Source organism: Kitasatospora sp. NPDC090091 (assembly GCF_044747365.1).
In the GTDB taxonomy this organism is placed as follows: Bacteria; Actinomycetota; Actinomycetes; order Streptomycetales; family Streptomycetaceae; genus Kitasatospora.
Genome location: NZ_JBIVDY010000011.1, coordinates 62,724 through 86,143, shown reverse-complemented (window position 1 = coordinate 86,143; position 23,420 = coordinate 62,724). Strand labels below are relative to the sequence as shown.

The 23,420-nt window shown below is 69.9% G+C and carries 12 protein-coding genes; 10 read left to right on the top strand and 2 right to left on the bottom strand.

Going from position 1 to position 23,420, the window contains the following annotated elements; translation table 11 throughout:
* The first annotated feature begins 242 nt into the window (after positions 1–242).
* Both ACIPSC_RS20330 and ACIPSC_RS20325 read left to right on the top strand, forming a co-directional pair.
* The gene (locus tag ACIPSC_RS20330) at positions 243–7,499 is read left to right on the top strand and encodes an RHS repeat-associated core domain-containing protein (RefSeq protein ID WP_400827275.1); all 7,257 of its coding nucleotides are present in this window, start codon (positions 243–245) and stop codon (positions 7,497–7,499) included.
* Between the two features lie 25 nt (positions 7,500–7,524).
* Positions 7,525–7,803 (top strand): hypothetical protein, encoded by a 279-nt coding sequence (locus ACIPSC_RS20325; protein WP_400827273.1) that lies wholly within the window; start codon positions 7,525–7,527, stop codon positions 7,801–7,803.
* A gap of 183 nt (positions 7,804–7,986) precedes the next feature.
* On the opposite strand, the gene ACIPSC_RS20320 is transcribed toward ACIPSC_RS20325, so the two are convergent.
* A complete protein-coding gene (locus ACIPSC_RS20320; RefSeq protein WP_400827272.1) occupies positions 7,987–8,931 on the bottom strand; it encodes a LysR substrate-binding domain-containing protein in 945 nt (314 codons plus the stop codon).
* Positions 8,932–9,046: 115 nt separating this feature from the next.
* On the opposite strand from ACIPSC_RS20320, the gene ACIPSC_RS20315 reads away from it, so the two are divergent.
* The 3 genes from ACIPSC_RS20315 (at position 9,047) to ACIPSC_RS20305 (ending at position 11,959) form a co-directional block, all read left to right on the top strand.
* Positions 9,047–9,859, top strand: coding sequence for an inositol monophosphatase family protein (locus tag ACIPSC_RS20315; protein WP_400827271.1), 813 nt, complete (start codon positions 9,047–9,049; stop codon positions 9,857–9,859).
* 48 nt (positions 9,860–9,907) lie between these two features.
* Positions 9,908–10,552, top strand: coding sequence for an NADPH-dependent F420 reductase (locus ACIPSC_RS20310; protein WP_400827270.1), 645 nt, complete (start codon positions 9,908–9,910; stop codon positions 10,550–10,552).
* A 66-nt stretch (positions 10,553–10,618) separates the two neighbouring features.
* Entirely contained in the window at positions 10,619–11,959 is a 1,341-nt protein-coding gene (locus ACIPSC_RS20305) for a GH1 family beta-glucosidase (protein WP_400827268.1), read from the top strand.
* A 130-nt stretch (positions 11,960–12,089) separates the two neighbouring features.
* On the opposite strand, the gene ACIPSC_RS20300 is transcribed toward ACIPSC_RS20305, so the two are convergent.
* Positions 12,090–12,527 (bottom strand): hypothetical protein, encoded by a 438-nt coding sequence (locus tag ACIPSC_RS20300; protein WP_400827267.1) that lies wholly within the window; start codon positions 12,525–12,527, stop codon positions 12,090–12,092.
* 706 nt (positions 12,528–13,233) lie between these two features.
* On the opposite strand from ACIPSC_RS20300, the gene ACIPSC_RS20295 reads away from it, so the two are divergent.
* The 5 genes from ACIPSC_RS20295 (at position 13,234) to ACIPSC_RS20275 (ending at position 23,271) form a co-directional block, all read left to right on the top strand.
* Entirely contained in the window at positions 13,234–17,907 is a 4,674-nt protein-coding gene (locus ACIPSC_RS20295; protein WP_400827266.1) for an AAA domain-containing protein, read from the top strand.
* Positions 17,904–18,755 (top strand): hypothetical protein, encoded by an 852-nt coding sequence (locus ACIPSC_RS20290; RefSeq protein ID WP_400827265.1) that lies wholly within the window; start codon positions 17,904–17,906, stop codon positions 18,753–18,755. Before ACIPSC_RS20295 ends, ACIPSC_RS20290 begins: the two co-directional genes overlap by 4 nt.
* 58 nt (positions 18,756–18,813) lie before the next feature.
* Entirely contained in the window at positions 18,814–20,166 is a 1,353-nt protein-coding gene (locus tag ACIPSC_RS20285; protein WP_400827264.1) for a hypothetical protein, read from the top strand.
* 318 nt (positions 20,167–20,484) lie between these two features.
* The gene (locus tag ACIPSC_RS20280) at positions 20,485–22,587 is read left to right on the top strand and encodes a DEAD/DEAH box helicase (RefSeq protein ID WP_400827497.1); all 2,103 of its coding nucleotides are present in this window, start codon (positions 20,485–20,487) and stop codon (positions 22,585–22,587) included.
* A gap of 363 nt (positions 22,588–22,950) precedes the next feature.
* Positions 22,951–23,271, top strand: a complete 321-nt coding sequence (locus ACIPSC_RS20275; protein ID WP_400827263.1) for a hypothetical protein — start codon at positions 22,951–22,953, stop codon at positions 23,269–23,271.
* Positions 23,272–23,420 lie beyond the last annotated feature (149 nt).

Here is a 23,420-nt window from a genome sequence, read left to right as displayed (position 1 = left end):
GCGGTCGTTTACTCACCCTGGTGCCTGTTGTGAAGGCCATTTGGGGCCCGTGTGGCGGAAGAGGTCAGAGTGGCCGCTGGGGAAGGCTATTGCTCTGACTCGGCCATGGCAATAGCGTTCCGAGCGGCCAGACGTGCCGTCAGCTGGTGATTCGTCAGATCACCGGCCATTTTTGTTTCTCTGGGGGATTGCACATGCGCGCAGGACCGCGCGGAGTCAGATGTGCCCGCAAACGGGCCTGGATGGAACGGGGAATCGTCGCCGTCGCGACGGCCACCCTCTTCTCAATGGCGACCCCGCTCGCCGTCGCCGACTCCATTGTCGGCGGATATCAGTACACGGACCGGAGTTGGGACGCCGACCCGCTCCCCGATCAGCCGAAGGTCCCCGGCGCCCCGGTGGGCGGCCGCGGGAAGAGCCTGCCGGCACCGGCGATCCCGCCCGGGGCGCGGGAGTTGGTGCCGCATGCGGTGAAGCCCGTGCAGTGGCCGGCCGCCGCGACCGCCACCGTCGACCTGGGGAAGACCCCGGCGGTGCGCAGCCTCTCGGCGCCCGCCGGTGAGGCGAAGGCCGCCGGCCTGCCGGTCTCGGTCTCGCCCGCCGCGCCGACGGCGCTCGGCGTCCGGGCCAAGTCCCTTGCGCCGGCGGTCGCCCCGGTCAGCCCGGTCTCCTCGGTCCGGGTGAAGCTCGCCGACCGGGGCCAGGCCAAGCGGGCCGGCGTGGACGGCCTGTTGGTCGGCCTGGACCGGGCCGACGCCCGGACGGAGACCGGCAGTGTCGCGGTCTCCCTGGACTACGGCGCCATCGAGCAGGCGTACGGCGGCGGTTGGGCCTCCCGGCTGCAGCTGGTGGCGATGCCCGCGTGTGCGCTCAGCACTCCGCAGCTGGCCGCCTGCCGCACCCGCACGCCGATCGAGGCGGTCAACGACCCGGTCAACCGGAAGCTGAGCGGCACCGTCGCGCTCGCGGCCGCCGGCGCCGGAACGGCGAAGGCGGGCAGTGCCTTCGCCGCACCGGCCGCGGCTGCGGCCGCGCAGTCCTCCGGCGGCGTGGCGGTGGCGGCGGTGGCCGGCACCAGCGGTTCCCAGGGCGACTACGGGGCGACCTCGCTGTCCGCCTCGGGCGCCTGGTCCGCCTCCGCCTCGGGCGCCTTCACCTACCGCTACCCGATCACGGCGCCCCCGTCCCTGGGCGGCGCGGCGCCGACCGTCGGGCTCGCGTACGACTCGCAGTCGGTGGACGGCGAGACCTCGGCGCGCAACTCGCAGTCCTCCTGGATCGGTGACGGCTGGTCCTACAGCCCCGGTTTCATCGAGCGCTCCTACAAGAGCTGCAAGGACCAGGGCATCAAGGACTCCGGTGACTCCTGCTGGGCCGGCTGGAACGCCACGATCTCGCTCGGCAGCCACAACGGCCAGCTGCTGAGGGACTCCGACGGTGTCTACCACCTGCAGACCGACGACGGCACGAAGATCGAGCGGCTGTCCGGCGCGAGCAACGGCCTCTGGCAGGGCGAGTACTTCAAGGTCACCACGACCGACGGCACCGCCTACTACCTCGGCCTCAACCACGCCCCGGGCGGCACCACCGACGACGCCACCGACAGCGCCTGGGGCATCCCGGTCTACCACCCCAAGTCGGGTGACCCCTGCCACAGTTCGGACAAGGGCGACGACTCCCAGTGTGACAAGCCGGTCGGCTACCGGTTCAACCTGGACTTCGTGGTCGACCCGCACGGCAACGTGCAACGCTACGACTGGGCGACCGAGTCGAACTACTACAACATGGGCTTCGGCCAGGTCCCCGACGAGGACAAGGACGAGAAGGGCGGCACCCTCACCAAGTACACCCGGGGCGGCCGGCTCACCCAGATCTCCTACGGCTACCAGCTGGCGGACGCCCGGGCGGGCCGCGAACCGGCCGCCAAGGTGGTCTTCCGCACGGCGCAGCGGTGCACCACGTCGGACACCGTCTGCAAGGACGGCAACCTCTCCTCGGACACCGCGGCCGACTGGCCCGACACCCCGTACGACCTGAACTGCCCCTCCGACTGGAAGACCAAGATCGGGGAGGAGGGCGACACCAAGGGCGTCTGCCTGATCAGCGGGCCGACCTTCTGGCAGACCTACCGGCTGAAGGGCATCGACACCAAGGTCCGGACCGCGTCCGGCTGGCAGGACGTCGACACCTACGAGCTGAAGCAGGTCTTCTCCGACGCCGGCGGCACCTATGACCCGGTCACCGGCAAGACCCAGGACCCGAAGGCCAGCGGCTCGCTGCAGTCGGTGATGTGGCTCTCCGAGATCGTCCACACCGGCAAGGACACCTCCGCCGGCGGTGACGGCCCGATCACCCTCGACCCGGTCACGTTCGTCGGCATCGAGATGGACAACCGGGTCGACGGCCTCACCCCGGCCGCGCCGCCGCTGTACCACCCGCGGATCTCCAGCGTGCAGACCGAGACCGGCGAGTCGGTCGCGGTCACCTACCGGGCCCCGGAGTGCTCGCGCGAGAAGAAGACCATGCCGGCCTCGGCGGACTCCAACACCATGGCCTGCTACCCGGTGTTCTGGAACACCCCCGGCGGCGTCGAGCCGATCGAGGACTGGTTCCACAAGACCCTCGTCGCCCAGGTCACCTCCAGTGACCGGACCAAGGCCGGTTCGCCGGCCAAGGTGACCAACTACACCTACGCGGACGGCGCCGCCTGGCACCGGGACGACGCCGAGCTGACCGACGACAAGCACCGGACGTGGAACGACTTCCGCGGCTACCGGACCGTCACCACCACCACCGGCGCCGCGCCGGACCCGATCACCCAGAGCACCGTCTCCTACCTCCAGGGCATGGAGGGCGACTACAAGAAGGACGGGACCCGGCGCAGCGTCAAGGTGAAGAACTCGCTCGGCGAGGAGATCACCGACAGCCCCTGGCTGGCCGGCACCCCGTACGAGAGCCAGGGTTTCACCAAGGCCGGCGGCACCGTCGTCACCAAGACCCTGACCGACCCGCCGGCCTCGGTGGTCGTGGCGACCGCGGACCGCACCGCCTGGACCTCGGAGGACCCGAAGCCGGACAAGCTCTCCACCCTGCCCGACCTGGTGTCGCGCCGGGCGACGTCCAGCAGCAGCCGTTCGCTCGGTCTGCTCAGCGACAACAAGACGTGGCGGACCACCCGGTCCAGCACCGTCTTCGACGACCTGGGCCGGATCTGGAAGGCCGACGACCAGGGCGACCTGTCCGACCCCTCCCAGCGGACCTGCACCATCACCACGTACGCCGACGCTCCGGCGGACAACCCGATGATGCTGGTCTACCCGAAGGAGACGATCAGCGTCTCCGGCTCCTGCGACACCAAGCCGGGCCGCAGCACCACGCTCTCCCACAAGCGGGTCTACTACGACGGTGACGGCACCGTCACCAATCCCGGCACCCTGGGCCGGCTGGGCCAGCGCCCCGGTTCGCTCGGCCTGGTCACGGCCACCGAGTCGGTCACCGGCTACGACGCCGCCGGCAAGGCGCAGTTCCAGGTGCTCGGCGCGATGAGCTACGACCGCTACGGCCGGGTCGGCGCGAGCACCGACGCGGCCGGTGGGACCACGTCGACCACGTACGCGCCGGTCTCGGGCATCCTGCCGACCGCAGTGTCGACCGAGAACCCGCTGAAGTGGGCGGCGACCAGCACGGTCTCGCCGGGCCGCGGCTCGATCACCCAGGCCAAGGACGTCAACGGTCGGGTCACCGAGTCCGCCTACGACGCCCTCGGGCGCCGGGTGAAGGTGTGGATGCCGGGCCGGAACAGGGCGACCCAGACGCCCGACCGGACCTTCGCCTACTCCGTCCACGGGGCCGGCGACAACCCGGACCCGTCGACGGTGACCACCCGGACGCTGCGCGAGGACGGGACGTACTCCACCGAGGTCAACTTCTACGACGGAACGCTGCAGGCGCGGCAGACCCAGACGACCACCGCGGACAACTCGGTGGGCCGGCTGGTCTCCTCGACCTTCTACGACTCCCACGGGTGGACCTCCTCCGCCATCGCGAGCTACTACGACGCGGCCAACGCGCCGGGCACCTCGATGTGGGCGGAGACCAACAAGACCGGCCCGGCGGTGACCCGTACCGCCTACGACGGCCAGGGCCGCCCGGTGACGGTCCAGCAGGTGTCGTTCGCCAGCACCCTCTGGCAGACGAGCAACACCTACCGGGGCGTCGACCGGATGGACGTCACGCCGCCGCCCGGCGGCAAGGCGACCACGAAGTACACCGACGCGCTCGGCCGCGCGACCTCGACGGTGGTCCGCGACACCACGCCGGACCGCAAGCTCTCCGGCGGCAGCGTGATCGCCTCGGGGACGTCGGTGGTCTCCCGGAGCGTCCGCCTGGCCGTGCAGGCCGACGGCAACCTGGTGCTGACCGCCCTGGTCGGCGGGCGGACCATCTGGTCCTCGGGCACCGCGGGCCACCCGGGCGCCTACGCGAGCGTGCTCGCCGACGGCAGCCTCGTCGTGCTGGACCCCACCGGGAAGACCACGCTCTGGACCAGCGCCAGCGGCGGGCACACCGGCGGCTACCTCAAGGTGCAGGGTGACGGCCGGGTCGTCATGTACGACGGCACCGACGCCGAGCTCTGGTCGGCCGGCACCGCGGGCGCGACGCCCGCGGACCTCACCACCGGCTTCACCTACACCGCCCGCGGCCAGGTCGAGACGGTCAAGGACACGGTGGGCAACACCTGGTCCTACACCTACGACCTCCAGGGCCGGACGGTCTCCCAGACCGACCCGGACAGCGGCAGCTCCAGCAGCACCTACGACCCGCTCGGCCGGGTGCTGACCGCCAAGGACGGGCGCGGGCAGGTGCTCTCGTACACCTACGACGAGCTCGGCCGCAAGACCGGGGAGTACGACGGCGACACCCCGGGTGACGCGGCGAAGCTGCTCGCCGAGTGGACGTACGACTCCCTCGGCAAGGGCATGCCGGCCTCGTCGACCCGTTACGTGGGCGGCAAGAGCGGCAGCGCCTACGTCAAGAAGGTCAACGGCTACAACGCGGTCGGCCAGCCGACCGGGTCGACCACGGTGATCCCGCCGGTCGAGGGCAAGCTCGCCGGTACCTACAAGACCGCGGCGGCCTACACCGAGACGGTGGGCCTGCTGGCATCGACCACCTTCGGCACCGAGGGCGGCCTGCCCGCGGAGACGGTCGGCTACGGCTACAACCTCCAGGGCAAGCTCGTCGGGATGGGCACGCCCGCCCGGCCGTACGTCGCGACCGTCGCCTACAGCCCGCAGGGCAAGGTCCTGCAGACCACCATCGGCACGCCGAGCAAGCAGCTGCGGACCGCCCAGACCTGGGACCAGGCCACCGGCCGGCTGGCCACCAGCAGGGTCACCCTGCAGAACAACACGGCCAACCCGATCTCGGCGACCACCTACGGCTACAACGCGGCGGGCAGCGTCACCGCCGTCTCCGACGTCCAGTCGAGCGGCGGCACCGACCGGGTCACCGACACCCAGTGCTTCGGCTACGACGCACAGAACCGGCTGACCACCGCCTGGACCGACACCAAGGGCCTGACGGCGGCCACCGCCGGGCAGCTCGCCAAGTGCACCACGGCGGCCCCGTCGCCGAGCACCATCGGCGGACCGGCCCCGTACTGGCTGGACTGGCAGTTCAACCAGCTCGGCGACCGCGTCCAGCAGGTCAGCCACGACGTGAAGGGGGCGGCCGCCAAGGACGTCACCCAGACCCTCGCGTACCCGGGCGGCGGCACCACGCCGGCGAAGAAGCCGAACGCGGCCAACGCCATCACCACCACCGGCCCGTCCGGCAGCACCACCGTGGTGCCCGACTACGACGGGGCCGGCAACACCAAGACCCGGACCGGTCCGGGGACGGCGAGCCAGGGCTTCGAGTACGACGCCGAGGGCCGCACCAAGTCGGTCACCACCAACGGCAAGGAGGCGGGCTACCTCTACGACGCCGAGGGCCAGCTGCTCATCCAGCGCAACCCCGGCAACGACGTCCTCTACCTCTTCGGCGGCACGGAGCAGCTCAGCCTCGACACCGTCAAGAAGACCGTCACCGGCCTGCGCTACTACCGCAGCCCCGACGGCACGGTGATCGTCCGCTCCTCCGGCGGCACGGTCAACTACCAGCCGACCACCCCGCACGGCACCGCGCAGCTCCAGGTGGACGGCAGCACCCTGGCCGTCACCCGGCGCGCGTACGACCCGTACGGCAACCCGCGCGGCACCGTGCCCGCGGCCTGGGCCGACAACCGGGGCTTCCTCGGCAAGCCCTCGGACGTCACCAGCGGGCTCGGTCTGCTCGGGGCGCGCGTCTACGACCCGCTGATCGGACGGTTCCTCACCGTCGACCCGGTCTTCGAGTCGGCCGATCCCAACCAGATGGGCGGCTACGGGTACGCGGCCGGCAACCCCACCTCCGGGAGCGACCCCAACGGCCTGTGGTGGAGCTGGGGCGACGTCGGGAGCTTCTTCACCGGCGTCGGCGACTCGATCGTCGGCGACCCGTGGCAGTGGAGCGTCAACACCCTCTCCGACGGCTGGAACTCGTTCGCCGACATCGCCAACGGCGACAACCAGGCGTTCAACGACATGTTCGGGTACTCGAACGAGACCCCGTTCAAGCTCGGCCACACCGGGTACGTCGACGACTCGCCGCTGGCGGAGCTCTTCGGGGTGGACACCAGCTCGACGTCCTACTTCGCGGGCCAGGTGACCGGCGTCGTCGGGTCCTTCGCGGTCGACGGCTACGGCGCGGTCAAGGCGATAAGCGGCGGCGTCAAGGCCGTCAAGGCGGTCAAGACCGCGGTGTCCGAGGGCGAGGACGTCGTCAGCGCGGTGAAGAAGTTGCTCTCGGGCGACCTCCCCACCACCACCAAGGCGGACCCGGCGCCCACCACGCCGAAGACGGAGAAGCCGAGCAGCCCGAAGTCCGGCACCGGCAAGGGCGGCGACGACCCGGGCGCTCCCGCGTCCGACAAGCCGGCGGCCGGCAAGGACGCCGGGCGCCCCAGCGGTGGCGGCTCGCCCGACACCGGCGGCGGTCAGGCCGGTGTCAAGGGCCCGAAGGCGGGCAAGGCCGAGGACACGCTGGACGGTGCGAACCCCGGCGGGCACAACGACAACTGCGGCGCCTGCGCCCAGGCCGGTGACAGCCGTCTCGCGGGCACCCACAGCGGCGCCACGGCCTGGGACAGCGGCATCCTCGCCCCGGAGGAACTGGAGTACAAGTTCAACTCACTGTTCCACGAGACCCAGGGCGTCGCCGACATCGAGCACCAGCTGGGCGCGCTCGGCTACGGCACCCGTGGCATCGTGTTCGGCTGGACCGACGGCGTTAGCGTCGGCCACTACTTCAACGTCGTGAACGACGCGGGTGTGATCAAGTTCCTCGACTACCAGTCGGAGACCTTCGCCAACACCTCCGAGTGGGAGAATCTCGAACTGATGATCACGTGGTGGTGACCCGGGAAGGATGCAGACTGTGACCATGGACCAGGACACGGCACGGCTGGCGGCGGAAGCGTACTGCCGCGAGCGGGTCCGCGACTGGGACGAGCGCGCGTACCGGCTGAGCATCGAGGAGGGGATCTCCGTCGAGGGCGCGTACGTCTTCGGCTACCTGCCGACCGTGCCCGACTCGCGCGGGCGCGTCCGGGTCGGCGGGAACCTCCCGGTGATCGTGGACCGGGAGACCGGCGAATGCCGGCTCGTCGCCGGCGTCACGGAGTACTTCGCGCTCCGGGACGCGAAGAAGCAACAGGGCTGACCGCCCGACGGTCCGGTGCCCGGGTGTGCGTGAAGCACACCCGGGCACCGCCGTTTTCCCGGCGTACCGCGACGTGAAATCCCGTCCGCGGCGACCGGAGGATCCCGGTCACTTCCTGACCCGGTACGCCCCACTGTCCGGAGCGGGAGTCAGCTGCCGCAGGCCTTCCGCCCGGCGTGTCCGTCACTCGTCGGTTCCATTGGTGAGGGGCTGTTGAGACGCGGCCGGCGGTGCGAACAGTGCCTGGACGGTTTCGGTGGCCAGGTCGCGCAGCCAGGCGTGGGCGCGGTCGTCGTCGTAGCGCTGGTGCCACAGCAGGTACAGGGGGACCTCGGGCAACGGCAGGGGCAGGGGCAGTGTGGTCAGGCCGAGTCGGTCCCGGGCCGTGCGGGTGACCGCGTCGGGAAGGGTCACCACCAGGTCGCTGCCGAGGGCGAGTTGCAGTGCGAAGGCGGCCGTGGGCCCGGCGGCGACGACGCGCCGGTCGAGGCCGCGGGTGCTCAGGGCGTCGTCGATCGGGTCGCGCAGGCTTCCGCGTCGCGAAACGGTGAGGTGTTCGGCGGCCGCGTAGCGCTCGATGCTCAGCGGGCCTTCGGCGAGCGGGTGGCCCGGTCGGACGGCGACGACCAGCCGGTCGCTGCCGGCGAGGCGGTGGCGGATGTCGGGGAGCGTCGGCGTGCTGGAGCTCGATTCGAGGTCGACCTCACCCCGGCGCAGCTCGGCGTCGTCCGTCCCGGGTTCGGCCGACAGGCGCAGGCGGACGCCGGGGGCCCGGTGGTGGACGGCGGTGATCAGGGCGGTGCCGCAGGCGGCGGTCAGGGCGTCGTGCCAGCGCAGGGTGAACACCCGGTCCAGTGCTGTCAGGTCGAGTTCCTGCTGCGCGGAGAGGAGGTGGTGGGCCTGCTGGACGAGGGCGTGGACCTGGGCGCGCATGGCCAGTGCGCGGGTGGTGGGAACCATGCTGCGGCCGGTGCGGACCAGGATCTGGTCACCGGTGGCCTTGCGGATGCGGCCCAGGGAGCGGCTCATCGCCGGTGCGGTGACGTGGAGGCGAGCTGCGGCGCCGGCGACGCTGCCCTCCTCCAGTAGCGCGTCCAGGGCCGTGAGCAGGTTCAGATCCAGTTGCATGGGAGTAACTCTACAAGTGAACAGCATGCACTTGTTGTTAATGATCGGGGGGCCTACCTTCGAAGTGCGGGCGCGGAACAAGCCGCCCGCACCCATCGAACCCAGGGAGCCCACCATGAGCACCGCCATGCCCTTCGCCACCGGAACGACGCTGCTGTCCGAGGTGACCGCCGCGGTGAAGACCGCAGGCCTCACCCTGCGCGACCGCCACACCCCGCAGGCCCGGGGCGTGAGTCTGGAGGAGGTCGTCGCCGAGATCCACGCCAACGACGACGCGGTGCTGGACGTGCTGCGGGAGCCGCTGCTGCGGGCCCGGCCCGGATCGCAGTGGGCCGAGGACGAGCTGGCCGGTGGTGCGCTCCCGTCGGGGGAGTGGTGGGTCGTTGACCCCGCCGAGGGCAACATCAACCACGTTCACGGCATGGAGGACTGGGCCGTGACCGCCACCCTGGTCCGCGACAACCAGCCGGTACTCACCGTCGTCCACCTGCCACTGACCGGCGACACCTACACCGCCGTCGCCGGCGGCGGCGCCCGCCTCAACGACCGGCCCCTGCAGGTGTCCGCCAAGACCGATCTGGGCGCCGCGCTCGTCGGCACCGGCCAGGCCCGGCCCGGCGAGGACGAGCGCACCTTCCGGCGGATCGGTGACTCGGTCACCGCCATGCTCATCAACGGCCTGGTCGTGCGGGTCTCCGTTCCGGCCACGATGCAGCTCATCCACGTCGCGGCCGGACGCACGGACGCGTTCTGGCAGTTCTCCGACGTCCGCTCCGGTCTCGTCGCCGGTGCACTGCTGGTATCCGAGGCCGGAGGCACCGTCACCGACCTTGCGGGCGAGCCCTGGAACACGGGCAGCAGCGACTTCCTGGCCGCCGCCCCCGGTATCCACAGCGCCGCCCGCAAGGTCCTGTCGCCGATCGCCTGACGGGACACCTCTGTTCTGCCCACCTCACACCGCAAGGAGCATCACCTCATGACCAGCATCGGCATCCTGGGCGCCGGCCGCGTCGGCGCCAACCTCGCCGGCAAGCTCTCCGCAGCCGGACACCGTGTCACCCTCGGCGTCCGGAACCCGGCGGAGACCGCAGCCCATTCCGCCGGCACCGCCCCGCAGATCGCCTTCGCCGACCAGCGCACCACCGCCCGCACCGCGGAACTCGTGATCAACGCGACGCCCGGCGACACCTCCCTGGACCGCCTGGCCGGTCTGCGCACCGAGCTCTCCGGAAAGCTCCTCGTCGATGTCTCCAACGCCACCCACGACGCCGATGACGGCCTGCCCGGCGACCTGTGCTATCCCGGAAGCAGCCTCGCCGAGCAACTCCAGGCCGCCCTCCCCGACACCCATGTGGTCAAGACCCTCAACACCATGCTGTTCATGGTCATGACTGCTCCCGAAACCCTGGCCACCCCACCGACCGCCTACCTCTCGGGCGATGACCCGAACGCCAAGAAGACCGTCGCCGGCCTGCTCGGCGACCTGGGCTGGCAGCCCGCATGGATCGAGGACCTCGGCGGCATCACCACAGCCCGCGCCACCGAGGCCATGATCCTCGTGGTTCCCCACATCCTGCGCCGGCACGGCTTCAGGCCCTTCGCCGTCTCCCTCGCGAGCTGACTCTGGCGGTTCGGCGTGACGCCAGTAACATGAGTACTCCTCATATTCTTGTCCAGGAGGGCTGCCATGCCGGACCGTTTCGACCTGCCGACGGGTTTCCGCTGGGGTGTCGCCACCGCCGCCTACCAGATCGAGGGCGCGGTGGCCGAGGGCGGTCGCGGGCCCTCGGTGTGGGACACCTTCTCCGCCCGCCCCGGGGCCATCCGCGACGGGCACACCGGCGCGCTCGCCTGCGACCACTACCACCGGTACCCCGAGGACATCGCCCTGATGAAGGACCTCGGACTGGACGGCTACCGGTTCTCCGTCGCCTGGCCGCGCGTCCTGCCCACGGGGAGCGGGCCCGTGAACGCCGCCGGCCTCGCCTTCTACGACCGCCTGGTGGACGCGCTCCTGGAGGGGGGCATCACCCCGCTGCCCACCCTCTTCCACTGGGACCTGCCCCAGGCGCTCGAAGACCGCGGCGGCTGGCTCGACCGCGACACCGCGTACCGCTTCGCCGAGTACGCGACCGTCATGGCTGACCGCCTGGGCGACCGCGTCCCCGCCTGGATCACCCTCAACGAGCCCTTCGTCCACACCGTCTTCGGCTACGCCCTGGGCACCCACGCCCCCGGCCGTGCCCTGATGTTCGAGGCCCTCCCGGCCGCCCACCACCAACTGCTCGCCCACGGTCTGGCGGCGTCCCTCCTCCACGAGCGCGGTCTGGAGGTGATGCTCTCCAACAACCTCACCCCGGTCGAAGCGGCCTCCTCCTCGCCCGCCGACCGGGCTGCCGCCGCGGCCTACGACACCCTCCACAACCGGCTGTTCACCGACCCCGTCCTCCTCGGCCGCTACCCCGACCTCTCCGTCCTCGGCGTCCCCGGCGACATCTACGGCGCCGTCCACCCCGGGGACATCGACCTGATCCACGCCCCGGGCCTCGACGGCCTCGGCATCAACTACTACAACCCCACCCGCGTCGCCGCCCCCACCGACCCCGCCCTCCCCTTCGACCTCGTCGACATCCCCGACGTCCCCCACACCGCCTTCGGCTGGCCCGTCGTCCCCGACGCCCTCCGCAAGCTCCTCCTCCACCTCAAGGACGAGTACGGCGCCGCCCTCCCAGCCGTCACCATCACCGAGAACGGCTGCTCCGTCGAAGAGTCGATCGACCCCGACCAGCCTCGCATCGACTTCCTCGCCGCCCACCTCGACGCCCTCGCCCAGGCCGTCGCCGAGGGCATCGACGTCCGCGGCTACTACACCTGGTCCCTCCTCGACAACTTCGAATGGGCCGAGGGCTACCACCAGCGCTTCGGCCTCGTCCACGTCGACTTCGAGACGCAGAAGCGGACGCCGAAGGCCTCGTATGCCTGGTACCGCGACCTGATCGCCGCCCACCGGCTCCACCACGCAGAGTAGTTGAGCTCTGTGCCAGCCGTGGCACTCGTCAGGACCGATCCGATGCGATGAGGGCGCCGTCGAGCGCGGGCCCGTGACCGCGCGCGGCCGTGGGGCGTGAAGACAGGGTGTTCGATGCTTGAGAAGGCCGTCACCAGCGGTTCGAAAGTGGCCACAGTCTGGCGGAGGCGAAGTGGTTGGTGGTTCCACCTTGCATGCCGCTGGTCACACTTCGATGCGGTACCAGGGTGCGTTCGCCGAGCAGCCGTGCGAGGCCGTTCACTGGGCCATGTCCTTTGAGGTCCGGGTGCATGACGCGGTCCTCGGCGCAAACCACGTAGGTGCTGGGCCGCTGGTGCCAGGCGGCGATGGTCGTCGGCTGATGGCCGGGGGCCATCCTCTGGGGGACGAGCTCGGAGGCGTGGCGGGCACGTTCTGCTTCGCCGAGTTGGGCGTGGAACAGCCTTCCCGCAGCCTTCGGGTCGATCGTCGTGGTGCCGGCAGGATCACCGACCATGCTGGTCCTCAGGTCGGTGGGCGGTGAATTGGCGAGAGGGCCGAGGGCGGTCTCGCCGAGGTCGGGCATCATGGCGGCGAGGTGCACGAGATGGCCGACGGCATGCACCGCCTACGACGGCGCGGCAGCTGTGCAGGAACGCCACCCAACCGCGCACCAGCACCGCATAGGCCACCCGCTGCGGAGAGCGACACAGCTACCTCCTCCTCCAAGACGCCCCCGCAGTCGTTCGTCCGATGGCTCTTGCCAGCGGTTTGGTTGGTGGCCCGCCCGAGCCGTCGACGGCCTACTGCTTAGCCGGATGCCCGACGGTCCCCCGCAGCGGGCGCCGAGGCGGCTCAACTGCGGTCGCTACCACTTGGGGGTAACAGGTCGCGTTACCGCTCCCAGTCCTTGATGTTCGGATCGAAGGCGACGTCATCCCAGGGGGACCCGCTCCTTGAGATAGCGCACATCGCTTCAGGACGGAAGCGGATCAGCCTCCACCAGCTGCAGAGGGATGCATTTGGTGGCCGGTGTGGAGGCGCACCGTTCTGCTGGAGGCGGCCGAGATCGTGCCTCCTTGCTCGATCCCGCCGCGCCGCTGTGCGGCTCGGAGGTGGGCGAGTAGTGCTCTGGACGGGCGGCCGGATTCCTCGGATGTCGATCGCCAGTTCGCATGATCGGATGTCAGTTCGGCATCGGACAGCGCCCGAGCTGTGGGAGCAGCTGTGACTTGATGTATCCCGGTCATCGCTAAGTGTATTTTTGGCCACTCTGCTGTGACTCTCTTCGAACCGTGGCGTTCGCCCCCATCCTGGAACGTTCGTCACCGACCGAGGGGAGAAAGGTGAGCGTTCCACGACGCCATGCGAGCGATCCGGATGTCATCGGGCAGACCGCTGCGCTGGTCGGGTTCCTGCGCGAGGTCGTGCAGAGCAGTCACCAGCGGCTCCGGGATACCCGCTCCTGGGGCCCGCTCTGGCTGGCAGACCTGCCGGCGAAGGTACCCAGGCCGTCCGACGAGGACGACCGTCCGTTGTTGGTCCTGGACCACGTCCCGCAGGCCGCGGCACCTGAACTTCCGCCGGTACTGGAGGGGTGGGTCGACGAGCGGTCGTGTCAGGACGCGGAGGCCGAGGATCCGCCGCTGGCGGAGGAGGGACCGTGGCGGAGCTGGGTTCCGGGAGCGGGTGATGACGCTCGTTGGCAGGACGGCGAGGCGACCGTCGCGAGGAAGGACGCCGAGGAGGTCCTGCGGGCCTACGGACCATGGCTCGCACGCTGGCGCCTGTGGGCTGAACGTGAGCGGGCCGAGCGGTCGCAGCGGGAGCTCTACGAGAAGATCTACCACTGGCACCAGCAGTTGGCACAGCAGGACGACCAGTACGAACTCGTCCTCGGGGTAGGCCTGTTGTCCTGGAGCGAGCCGAACGGCGGGGTGGTCCACCGGCACGTGCTCTCAAGGCGCGTGGAGACCCAGGTGGACCGGCGGTCCGCGCGGATCACCGTGAGGCTCACCGGAAGCGGGGCAGTTCGTCTCGAGGACCGCGACTTCCTCGACACGGACGACGGATGGGTACCGGAACGTTCCGCGGCGTTCGACGAGGAGCTCTCGGCGAGGCCTCTCCACCTCCTGAGCGAGCAGGCGCTGGAGTGCCTCTCGCAGTGGCAGGACCTGGTGCTCCCCCGACCGGTGGCCTTCAGCAGCAACTGGCGCCCGCCGGCGGGGCCGGAGGCCGGGGCCAGGCTGACGTTCGCGCCGGCCATCCTGATGCGGCCCAGGGACCGCAACGCGGTGCTGAGCTTCTACGAGCGCATTGCCGAGAGCGTGGTCTCCGATCGGCAGGCTCCGCTCGGGCTCGCACAGCTGGTGATGTCGCTGAATTCCGAAGACCGGCAGAACTGGGGCGGGAGGCAGGTTCCCGCGCTCTTCGGCGACGAGCCGTTGTTCCCCGGCAAGACCAACGCGCAGCAGCGATCCGTCCTCCAACGACTCCAGCGGGACACGGGCGTGGTGGTGCAGGGCCCACCGGGAACCGGCAAGACGCACACCATCGCCAACCTGGTCTCCGCGCTCCTGGCCCAGGGGCAGCGGGTTCTCGTCACCAGTGCGAGGGACCAGGCCTTGACGGTGCTCCGGGACAAGCTGCCCCCGGCTGTGCGGGACTTGTGCGTCCTCCTGCTCAGCAGCACCAGCCAGGACGGCGCGAACGAGCTCGAACGCACCATCAACGCGCTGAGCGATCAGGTGGCGGCGGGCGACACCGATCAGTTGCGGGACGAGATCCGCAGGCTGACGCAGCGGCGGTACGAGGTCCGCAGCCGGATCAAGCTGCTGACCGAGCAGGTGGTGTCGTTGCGCGAAGCGGAGGTCTACCAGCACCCGGAGGTCGCACCGGGTTACTCGGGAACGCTCGCCGCGATCGTGCAGAAGGTGCAGGACGAGGCGGTGCGGCTGAACTGGATCGGGAGGCTGCCCGACCGGGCGCCCGCCACGCCCCCGCTGTCGCCCGTCGAAGCGGAGGAAGTGCTCGCACTGCTGAGGGAGGGCGCCGGGCAGTGGGCGGAGTTCGGGGTATGCCCGTCGGCCGAGACGCTGCCGACGCCCGGCCAGGTCGCGGCAGCCTTCGCGGCGAGTCAGCTGAGTGTCAACGGGCTCTCTCCGGCAGCGGTGGAGGTACGGAACCTGCTGGCGACGCTGGAGACCTCCAGGACCGACGAGCTGACGGCGCTGCTCGGCTCCGGTCGAGGCCGGTTGCACCGGCTGGGCGTCCCATGGGAGGCCGTACGCTGGGGGACCGAGAGTTGGGCTGCGCGTGCCCTGGCGGATCGGCTCGCCCGGCGCAATCCTGATCTCTGGCAGCGCGTCACGGATGTCGCGGGTGTCCTGTCCGACGTGACTGATGGCCTCGAACGGGTCGGTCTGCGGACGGTCGTCCTCCCGGACTCCTTGACGCCGGATCGTGCCCAGCGCATGGCGGCGACGATCCCGGCCCTGATGCAGTACCTCGCCGGGGGCCGCCAGCTGCGCACGCGCTTCGCGTCGAGGGCTCAGCGGGAGGCCGACGAGCTCCTCAGTACCTGTCGGGTGGACGGGAATGCGCCGGCCTCAACGGGTGACCTGAGCGCTGTCCTCGCGCACCTGCAGGCCTACGCGGCACTTGCGGCCGTCGCCACCCGCTGGGAGCAGGTGGGAGCGACCGTGCCGGAGGGGCCACTGGAGGTGCGGCTCGCCGCGCTGCGCGAGCGGTACCGGCAGCTGGCCGAGATCGACGAGTTCGGCCGGGTCCGCGAGCAGATCGACGAGGTCCTCGTACGCCACGGCATCTACCTCGACCTGACCCGACCGCAGGAGTGGCAGGACTTCGCCGAGGCCGCGTCGGTCTTGGCGGGTCGGCAGCGTGCCGAGGAGGCGTCGGCGCGACTGGCCCGTTGGGACGCGCTCCTACGTGGTGAGGACGACGGTGCGGCTCCGCCGGTCGAGGCGCTCTCCATGGCCCAGGCCCTGCGGGACCGAGACGTTGACCGGTACGGGAAGGAGCTCGAAGCCCTCGCGGCGGCGCAGCGGCGGGATCAGAGGCGGCGGCGCTGCGCGGAGTTGGTCGGGAGCCTCCACAGGGCGTCGCCCGTGCTCGCGGGTCGGCTCGAAGCCGAGGCCGACGATCCGGCCTGGGACGAGCGGCTCGGAAGGCTCCGCGAGGCCTGGGCATGGGCGAAGGCGTGTGAGTTCATCGACGACGAACGCGCGCCAGGCCGGGAGCAGCGCCTCGACGGTGAGCTGACCGAGCACGAGGTGAAACTGGAGGAGCTCACGGGGGACCTGGCTGCCGCGCACGGCCGGCTGCACTGTCTCGTCCGCATGACCTCGGAGCAGCGCTCGGCGCTGCAGGCCTACCGCACGCACATGGCCTCGTACGGCAAGGGCAAGGGCAAGAACGCGTCGCACTTCAAGGCGGCCGCCCGCAGCGCGATGAACATCGCCCAGGGGGCGGTGCCGGCCTGGGTGATGCCCATCGCACGAGTGGCGGAGATGATCCGGCCCAGGCAGGACGCGTTCGACGTGGTGATCGTCGACGAGGCCAGCCAGGCCGGCATGGACGCGCTCTTCCTCCTCTGGCTAGCGCCGCGGATCATCGTGGTCGGCGACGACAAACAGTGCACGCCCCCGGTCACCGGGTTCGGACGCACCCAGCAGATCCAGGACCGCCTGACCGCGCACCTTCCGGAAGTGCCGGCGCACCTGCGGCAGCTGTACATGCCGCATTCCAACCTGTACCAGCTGCTGTCGGCGCTCTTCCCGTCCACGATCCGCCTGCAGGAGCACTTCCGCTGCATGCCCGAGATCATCGGCTGGTCCTCGGAGACCTTCTACACACCGCCGGGCCTCATCCCGCTCCGGCAGTACGGCGGCGAGCGGCTCGACCCGCTGCTGACGCACTACGTCGAAGGCGGAAGCGCGGAAGGACGCGACAGTCGGATCCGGAACCCCAAGGAGGCCGAGGCGATCGTGGACTGCCTCGCCGAGCTGACCGCGGATCCGGTCTACGAGAACAAGACCATGGGAGTCATCGTGCTTCAGGGCACGTTCGGCCAGGTCAAGCTTCTGGAGCAGCTTATCGAACAGCGTCTTCCTGCTCCGGTTCGGGAACGCCACCGTATCCGGGTAGGCACACCGGCCCAGTTCCAGGGCGACGAGCGGCACGTCATTCTGCTCTCGATGGTCGTGGACCGGGTCAGGCGCATCTCTGGCGGCCTGCGCAGCGAACAGCAGGCCTACAACGTGGCGGCCAGCCGAGCCCAGGACCAGATGCGACTCTTCTACTCCGTGCCGCCGGACCAGCTCAAGTCCGGCGACCTGCGACTCAATCTGCTCAGCTACATGCAGAACCCGCCCGCGGCGGCTGCCGAGGCCGCCGACATCGGCTCGGTGCTCCCCGACGTCCGGCGCGCACCCTTCGACTCCCTCTTCGAGCAGCAGGTCTACTTGCGGCTGAAGCAGCGCGGGTACCACGTGGTACCGCAGTACCCGGCCGGCAGCAAACGCATCGACCTCGTGGTGGTCGGTGCACGAGGCCGCCTCGGTGTGGAGTGCGACGGCGACTACTACCACTCGACCCTCGACCAGCTCCGGCACGACCAGCAGCGCGACCGCGAACTCCAGCGTGTCGGATGGAGGTTCTGGCGCATCCGCGAGAGCGAGTTCAGGTTCGACCCGGACGAGGCCCTGGCCGGACTGTGGCAGGAGCTCGACCGGCAGGGGATCCATGCGGCCAACTACTCCCGGCCGACCGTTCCGCCGGAGGACGCACAGCCGTGGACACCGCTCGAACTACCGGCAGGTGACGACCTCCCTGACGAGGGGACGGAGGACCACGAGCCGGAGGGGCTGCAGAGCCCCGACAACGGGGACGGAATCCCAACGGGATCCGGCCCCGGCCCGAAGACCGAACCGACCGAAGGAGCGGCATGACCCAGTCCCAGACACGGCAGCACGGTCTCACCCTGGACGAGAACACCCTGCAGGAGCTCGCCCGCGTCGTCGCGGGCGACGACGACCTCTACTACCGTCGTGGCTTCGAGATCGCAGGCTTCCTCAAGCGGTCCGGCTGGCAGGAGGTACCCGAGTACGACGGCCAGTACCGCAGGGAGTGGGCGACCGAGCTGCTGATGGAGCGGCGTGACCAGCCCGGGGAGATCGAGAAGGTGCTGCTTCGGCTCGCCGACCCCCGTGAATACCTCGACGAGCCCGAACTGCTTGGCGAGGTGGTGGCGGCGGTCAACACTTTCCTCATCCACGAGGGCTACCGGCTGGAGAACCCCGGCGGTGCCGCCCGGCTGGTTCCGTGTGACCCGGCGCTGGCCCGTCCTACGCACTACGGGGCCTCAGAGCTCAAGGTCGTGATGACGGACCTCATCGTCGACGAGGCCATGGCCGAGCTCCTCGAGTGGCGCCTGGACGAGGCCCGGACCTGCTACGCCAACGGAGCCCACGTCGCGGCGATCATCATGCTCGGTTCCCTCATGGAGGGCGTGCTCCTTCAGACGGTCCTCGAACGGGATCCCTCCCTCCTGGGGCGAGCCTCGGAGGACCGCGTCACCCTTCACGCGCTGATCGAGGCGTGTCACCACGCCGGGTGGATCGGCGCGGACGCCAAGAGGTTCAGCCACGAGCTGCGCGAGTACCGGAACTTCGTCCACCCGAAGGCCGAGGCCCGTCAGAACCACCGGCCGGACCGCGACACGTTGGGCATCTGCTGGCAGGTGGTGAACGCCGCGCTCAACGACCTCGCCGAGACGCGCCCGGGCCGCGCCCGGTAGCTGCGTCGGGGCTTGACCGACTTCGAGCTGTGCGATCCGCAACCTATGCAGGGGAGAGATGATGGGGAAGAACGCAGCTGCCGTACTCAGGGACCTCGTCCAGCCGTGGAACGTAGCGATCCACTCGACCTCCGGCCTGACCGGAAGTGTCGCCGAGGTGTCTGCCGCGGATGACAGGGCGCGGCGTGAGAACAACCAGGAACTGCTGCGTCGGAAGCCGGGGCTTCGCGCCGTGCCCGTCGGGAACCGGGGGCAGTCGATCCAGCTCACGCCGTGGAAGCTGCTGCACACGCTCGGCAGGGCCAACGTCCTGGCGAGGCAGGGAGCCGGCCGAGGGCTGGCCGAGCACTGGGCGAGCCTCAAGTACTGCCAGGCTTTGAACGGCAACCACGGTGGCTTCATGACCCTCTCCGATGAGGGCCGCAACCCGATCCGTCACTACAAGGCGGTCCAGTCGGGCGAACTGGGAATCGGGTTCGCCCTGGCCGTCGCCCAGGAGGTGCTCGGGCGGCGCTTCCCGGACCACTCGCTCTCGGTCATCGATGCCGAGATCGCCCTTCGTGCGGGGTGGACGCTGACAGGGAAGGACCACTCGACGCACCGGGCGCCCAAGCGCCCGCACTTCTTCCTGGAGGTGTGGAAGCCCGGCGTGCCCTCGAAGATCGTGCTCGTCGCCTGCAAGGGGACACACGGTAAGCCCGCGCAGGTGCACGCCCAGCTGTCCACCGCTGCGGTGCACGTCGAGGCCGTCCACATCGGCAGGTCGGAGGAGACGCCGGCCATGGTGTTCGGCACGGAGATTCCGGGCAAGGAGCCCATCACGCTCCATGTGCTGGAGGCGAGCGGATGCGGAACATTGTCCATCCCTGCTGGAGCTGATGAGGTCGACCTGGACAGCCCGCCGGACGACCGTGCCGTCGTACCCGGAATCGACCTCGCGTGGGGGACCGGTGAGAAGCCGCGGATGGTGTCCGGCTACCACGTTCGGCCCGAGGACCACGGATGGTTCCGCCGCGTCCTGGCGCATGCGGACGCGGCCGGTCTGATGGCCTTCACAGGCGGAGGTGAGCCCACCGCGCGGTACCTGTCGAAGCGCCAGGGAAAGCGCCACTTCGAGCTGTTCACGCATGCGGGGACGGGCATCGTCCAGGACATCGCGTACTCCGTACACGGCGTCGACTTCGTGGGCACGGATCACGTCTTTCGGCTGAACGGTACGCGGGTGGAGGCGTTCTCCGGGATCGCGAGGGACCTCTTCAAGGGTCTTGCGGCCGGCCGGATCGAGGAGTACCGGCAGAAGGCCCACGCCCTCCGCGAGGAGTGGCCCGGCGAGCAGTGGGACGCCAAGTGGAACGGGCCGGTCTCCCTGAACCGGGACGGTTCGGTACTGGCCATCCGCGTCCTGGGTTGACACTCGGTCGACAAGCGACGGGTTCGGCTTCGGTGGGAGGTTTCGGCCCCACCGGAGCCGTCACGCGCTGGTGAGCTCAGCCGACGCAGGAGCGAAACGTCCGTGGGGGCTCTGGTTCCGTCGCTGTCGTGCCAGCGGCGAGCGCGAGTCACGGACGATGAAGACGATCGCGGCCGCATGGACGGGGCCGGGTGGAATCATGTGGGGGTCTGGAGAGGCGCTGGACGGTCGAGCCGGGGTAGGGAGTCGTGGGTGGGGGACAAGCAGCGGACCGTTCGGAAGCCCCGGGCTGTCCTTGCGGATGCCGAGCGACTCCACATGGCCGCGCTCGCGGTGACCGAAGATCACCAGCGTGCCGTCTCACAGGTGGCCGAGGCAGCAGCCGCGTTGAGGGACCGGCTGGTTCGCGACGAACTGGGAGCCATCCCCGTGGCCCGGCTCAGGGATGTGACCGAGGGGCGCCTCAGGGTCGGTGCGTTGGAGTCTGCGGGATTCAGGACCGTGCAACAGGTCGTGGACGCCTCGGCCTACTCGCTTCAGCTGATCCCGGGAATCGGCACACAGACGGCTGCCCAGACCATTGCTGCTGCCCGCCGGATCGCCGAGGCGGCCGAGCAGACCGTGGCGATCCGGCTCGACGTCGATCACCAGCACGCGATGAGCACGACCCTGGTCATCGCGCTTCACCGGCTGGTCGTCGCCGGCCCCGAGGCTGCCCGCGCCTATGAGATCGCGCAGCGTGTGGTCGTCGAGGTCTCCGGCCTCATTTCCACTGCTCAACCGGCCCGAGGTGCCATCCGCGCCCTGTTCGCCGGACGGCAGCGGAAGCAGGAAGCCCTCGTGGCGATCGATCAGCTCACGGCTCTGCTCGCGGAGTCGGAGCTGCGGGCGGTGCCGGTGCTCTTCGCCCAGACGTCTGCGGACCTCCTGCGTCCGCCGGCCTCCGAGACCGAGGCGTGGACGGAGTTCGAGCACCACGCGGCCGAGTTCTACAGCATCCTCGGCGAGGTTTCCGGGATCGCTCCGACCGAGGTGAGCGCCTCCGAGGGCTTCCTGCCCGATGAACTGTCCGACCGGGTCCGGGCCGAGCCGTTGGACGACACACAGTGCAAGGTGTCGCTCCGTGGTTACCAGGCCTTCGGAGCCCGCTTCGCGCTCCGGCAGAAGCGGGTGATCATCGGCGATGAGATGGGCCTGGGGAAGACCGTCCAGGCGATCGCTGCGATGGCACACCTCCGGTCGCAGGGGAGCACACACTTCCTCGTTGTCTGTCCGGCGAGCGTCCTGATCAACTGGACCCGGGAGATCGAGTCTCGAAGCGCCCTGCGAGCCTACCGGTTTCACGGCCAGGACCGGGAGACGGCACGTGCCGAGTGGCTCCGTGACGGCGGTGTCGCGGCGGTGACGTTCGACGGCCTCCGCCAGCTGGAAGTCCCTTCGGAGCAGGCCGTGGGAATGGTCGTGGTCGACGAGGCCCACTACGTCAAGAACCATAAGGCGCAGCGCTCCCAGGCGGTAGCGGCGTGGACCGACCGGGTCGAGAGGGTGCTCTTCCTCACCGGCACGCCGATGGAGAACCGGGTCGAGGAGTTCCGCAACCTGGTGCACTACCTCCAGCCCGAACTGCTGCCTCAGATCCACAACGGCTCGGCCGCCGCCGGTCCGAAGGCGTTCCGGAAGGCGGTGGCTCCGGCCTACCTCCGCCGCAACCAGCAGGATGTCCTCACCGAGCTTCCCGATGTCGTTCACGTCGACGAGTGGGAGGAGTTCACGCCGGCCGACTTCGCGGCGTACCGGGACGCCGTCGCTGCCGGAAACTTCATGGCCATGCGTCGTGCCGCGTACGCGGACCCTGAGCGGTCGGCGAAGCTGCAGCGACTTCGGGAGATCATCGAGGAGGCTGCCGACAACGGGCGGAAGGTCGTCGTGTTCTCGTTCTTCCGCGACGTGCTGGCGGTCGTCCGGGAATCACTGGGCCAAGGGGCATTCGGTCCGATCGACGGCAGTCTTCCGGCGGTTCGGCGCCAGGACGTGGTGGACCAGTTCGCCGCGGTGCCGGGCCACGCGGTGCTGCTGAGCCAGATCCAGGCCGGAGGTGTGGGGCTGAACATCCAAGCGGCATCGGTCGTCATCCTCTGCGAGCCGCAGGTGAAGCCCACTATGGAGAGTCAGGCCGTGGGCCGGGCCCAACGCATGGGACAGGTCCGGGGCGTCCAGGTGCACCGGCTGCTCGTCGCCGACAGTGTCGACCAGCGGATGCTGGAGATCCTGCGGGAGAAGGATCGGCTCTTCGACCAGTACGCCCGTCGGAGCGAGGTGGCGGAGTCGACGCCGGAGGCCATGGATGTCTCGGAACAATCATTGGCGGTGCGGATCGTGGAGGAAGAACAGCTGCGCCTGGCCGCATTGCCGCGTGACTGAGCTCGGGGTGCCACTTCGCGGCGCCGCATGGGTCGGGGGCGGGTTCGGGGGAGGCGTATGGTCTCGGTGGTGGGCGGCGGTTGGCTGCGGCGCACCGATCGGAAGTCGGACGGGCTGACAACTTGTTTGGCGGTCCGCGGAGTCACCAGAGCTTCGCGACACTGCCGTCTCCGGGAACCGAGTGACCATTGCACCCCGACCGAGGTTGATCGGTGTATGGGAGACAGGGCTGACCAGACGGATGTTCCACCACCGAGGGATGCCAATGCCCGTCGAGTGATGCAGGCACAGCGCAGCGTGAACACGGGACCGGAACTCGCTCTCCGAAGGGCAGACATCGCTTTCGTGCGATGGCGTACCGCAGTGTTCGTTCAGGGCTGCTTCTGGCATGCGCGTCCCGAACACTTGCACGCGCCGAAGCACAACGCCGAATGGTGGTGGCGGAAGCTCGATGACAACGCCCGCCGTGACAAGGAAACCGATGCGCGGCTCGTGAGGTTGGGATGGCTGCCGCTGCGGGTCTGGGAGCACGAGGCAGTGGAGCATGCAGTGCGCAAGGTGGTGGAGCTGCTCGCGTACCAGGGACACCAGCGGGCACAACGGATCCGGCGAGCGGACGGGCGAGGCGCGGAAGGAGCCCTGGACTTCCGCGGACAACGCGGAGGCGGCCGCTCGCGGTCCTGAATCGCTGCCTCGGGAGTCAGCCGCAGACCGCGAGGATGCTCCACTGCACTGAGGTTTGGGTGCCGGTACGCGACAGCCTCGTACGCCTGGCACGGCGGACCTGATCGCTGGACATCGGAAGAGGTCCGCGTAGTTGGCCAGCTAGACGG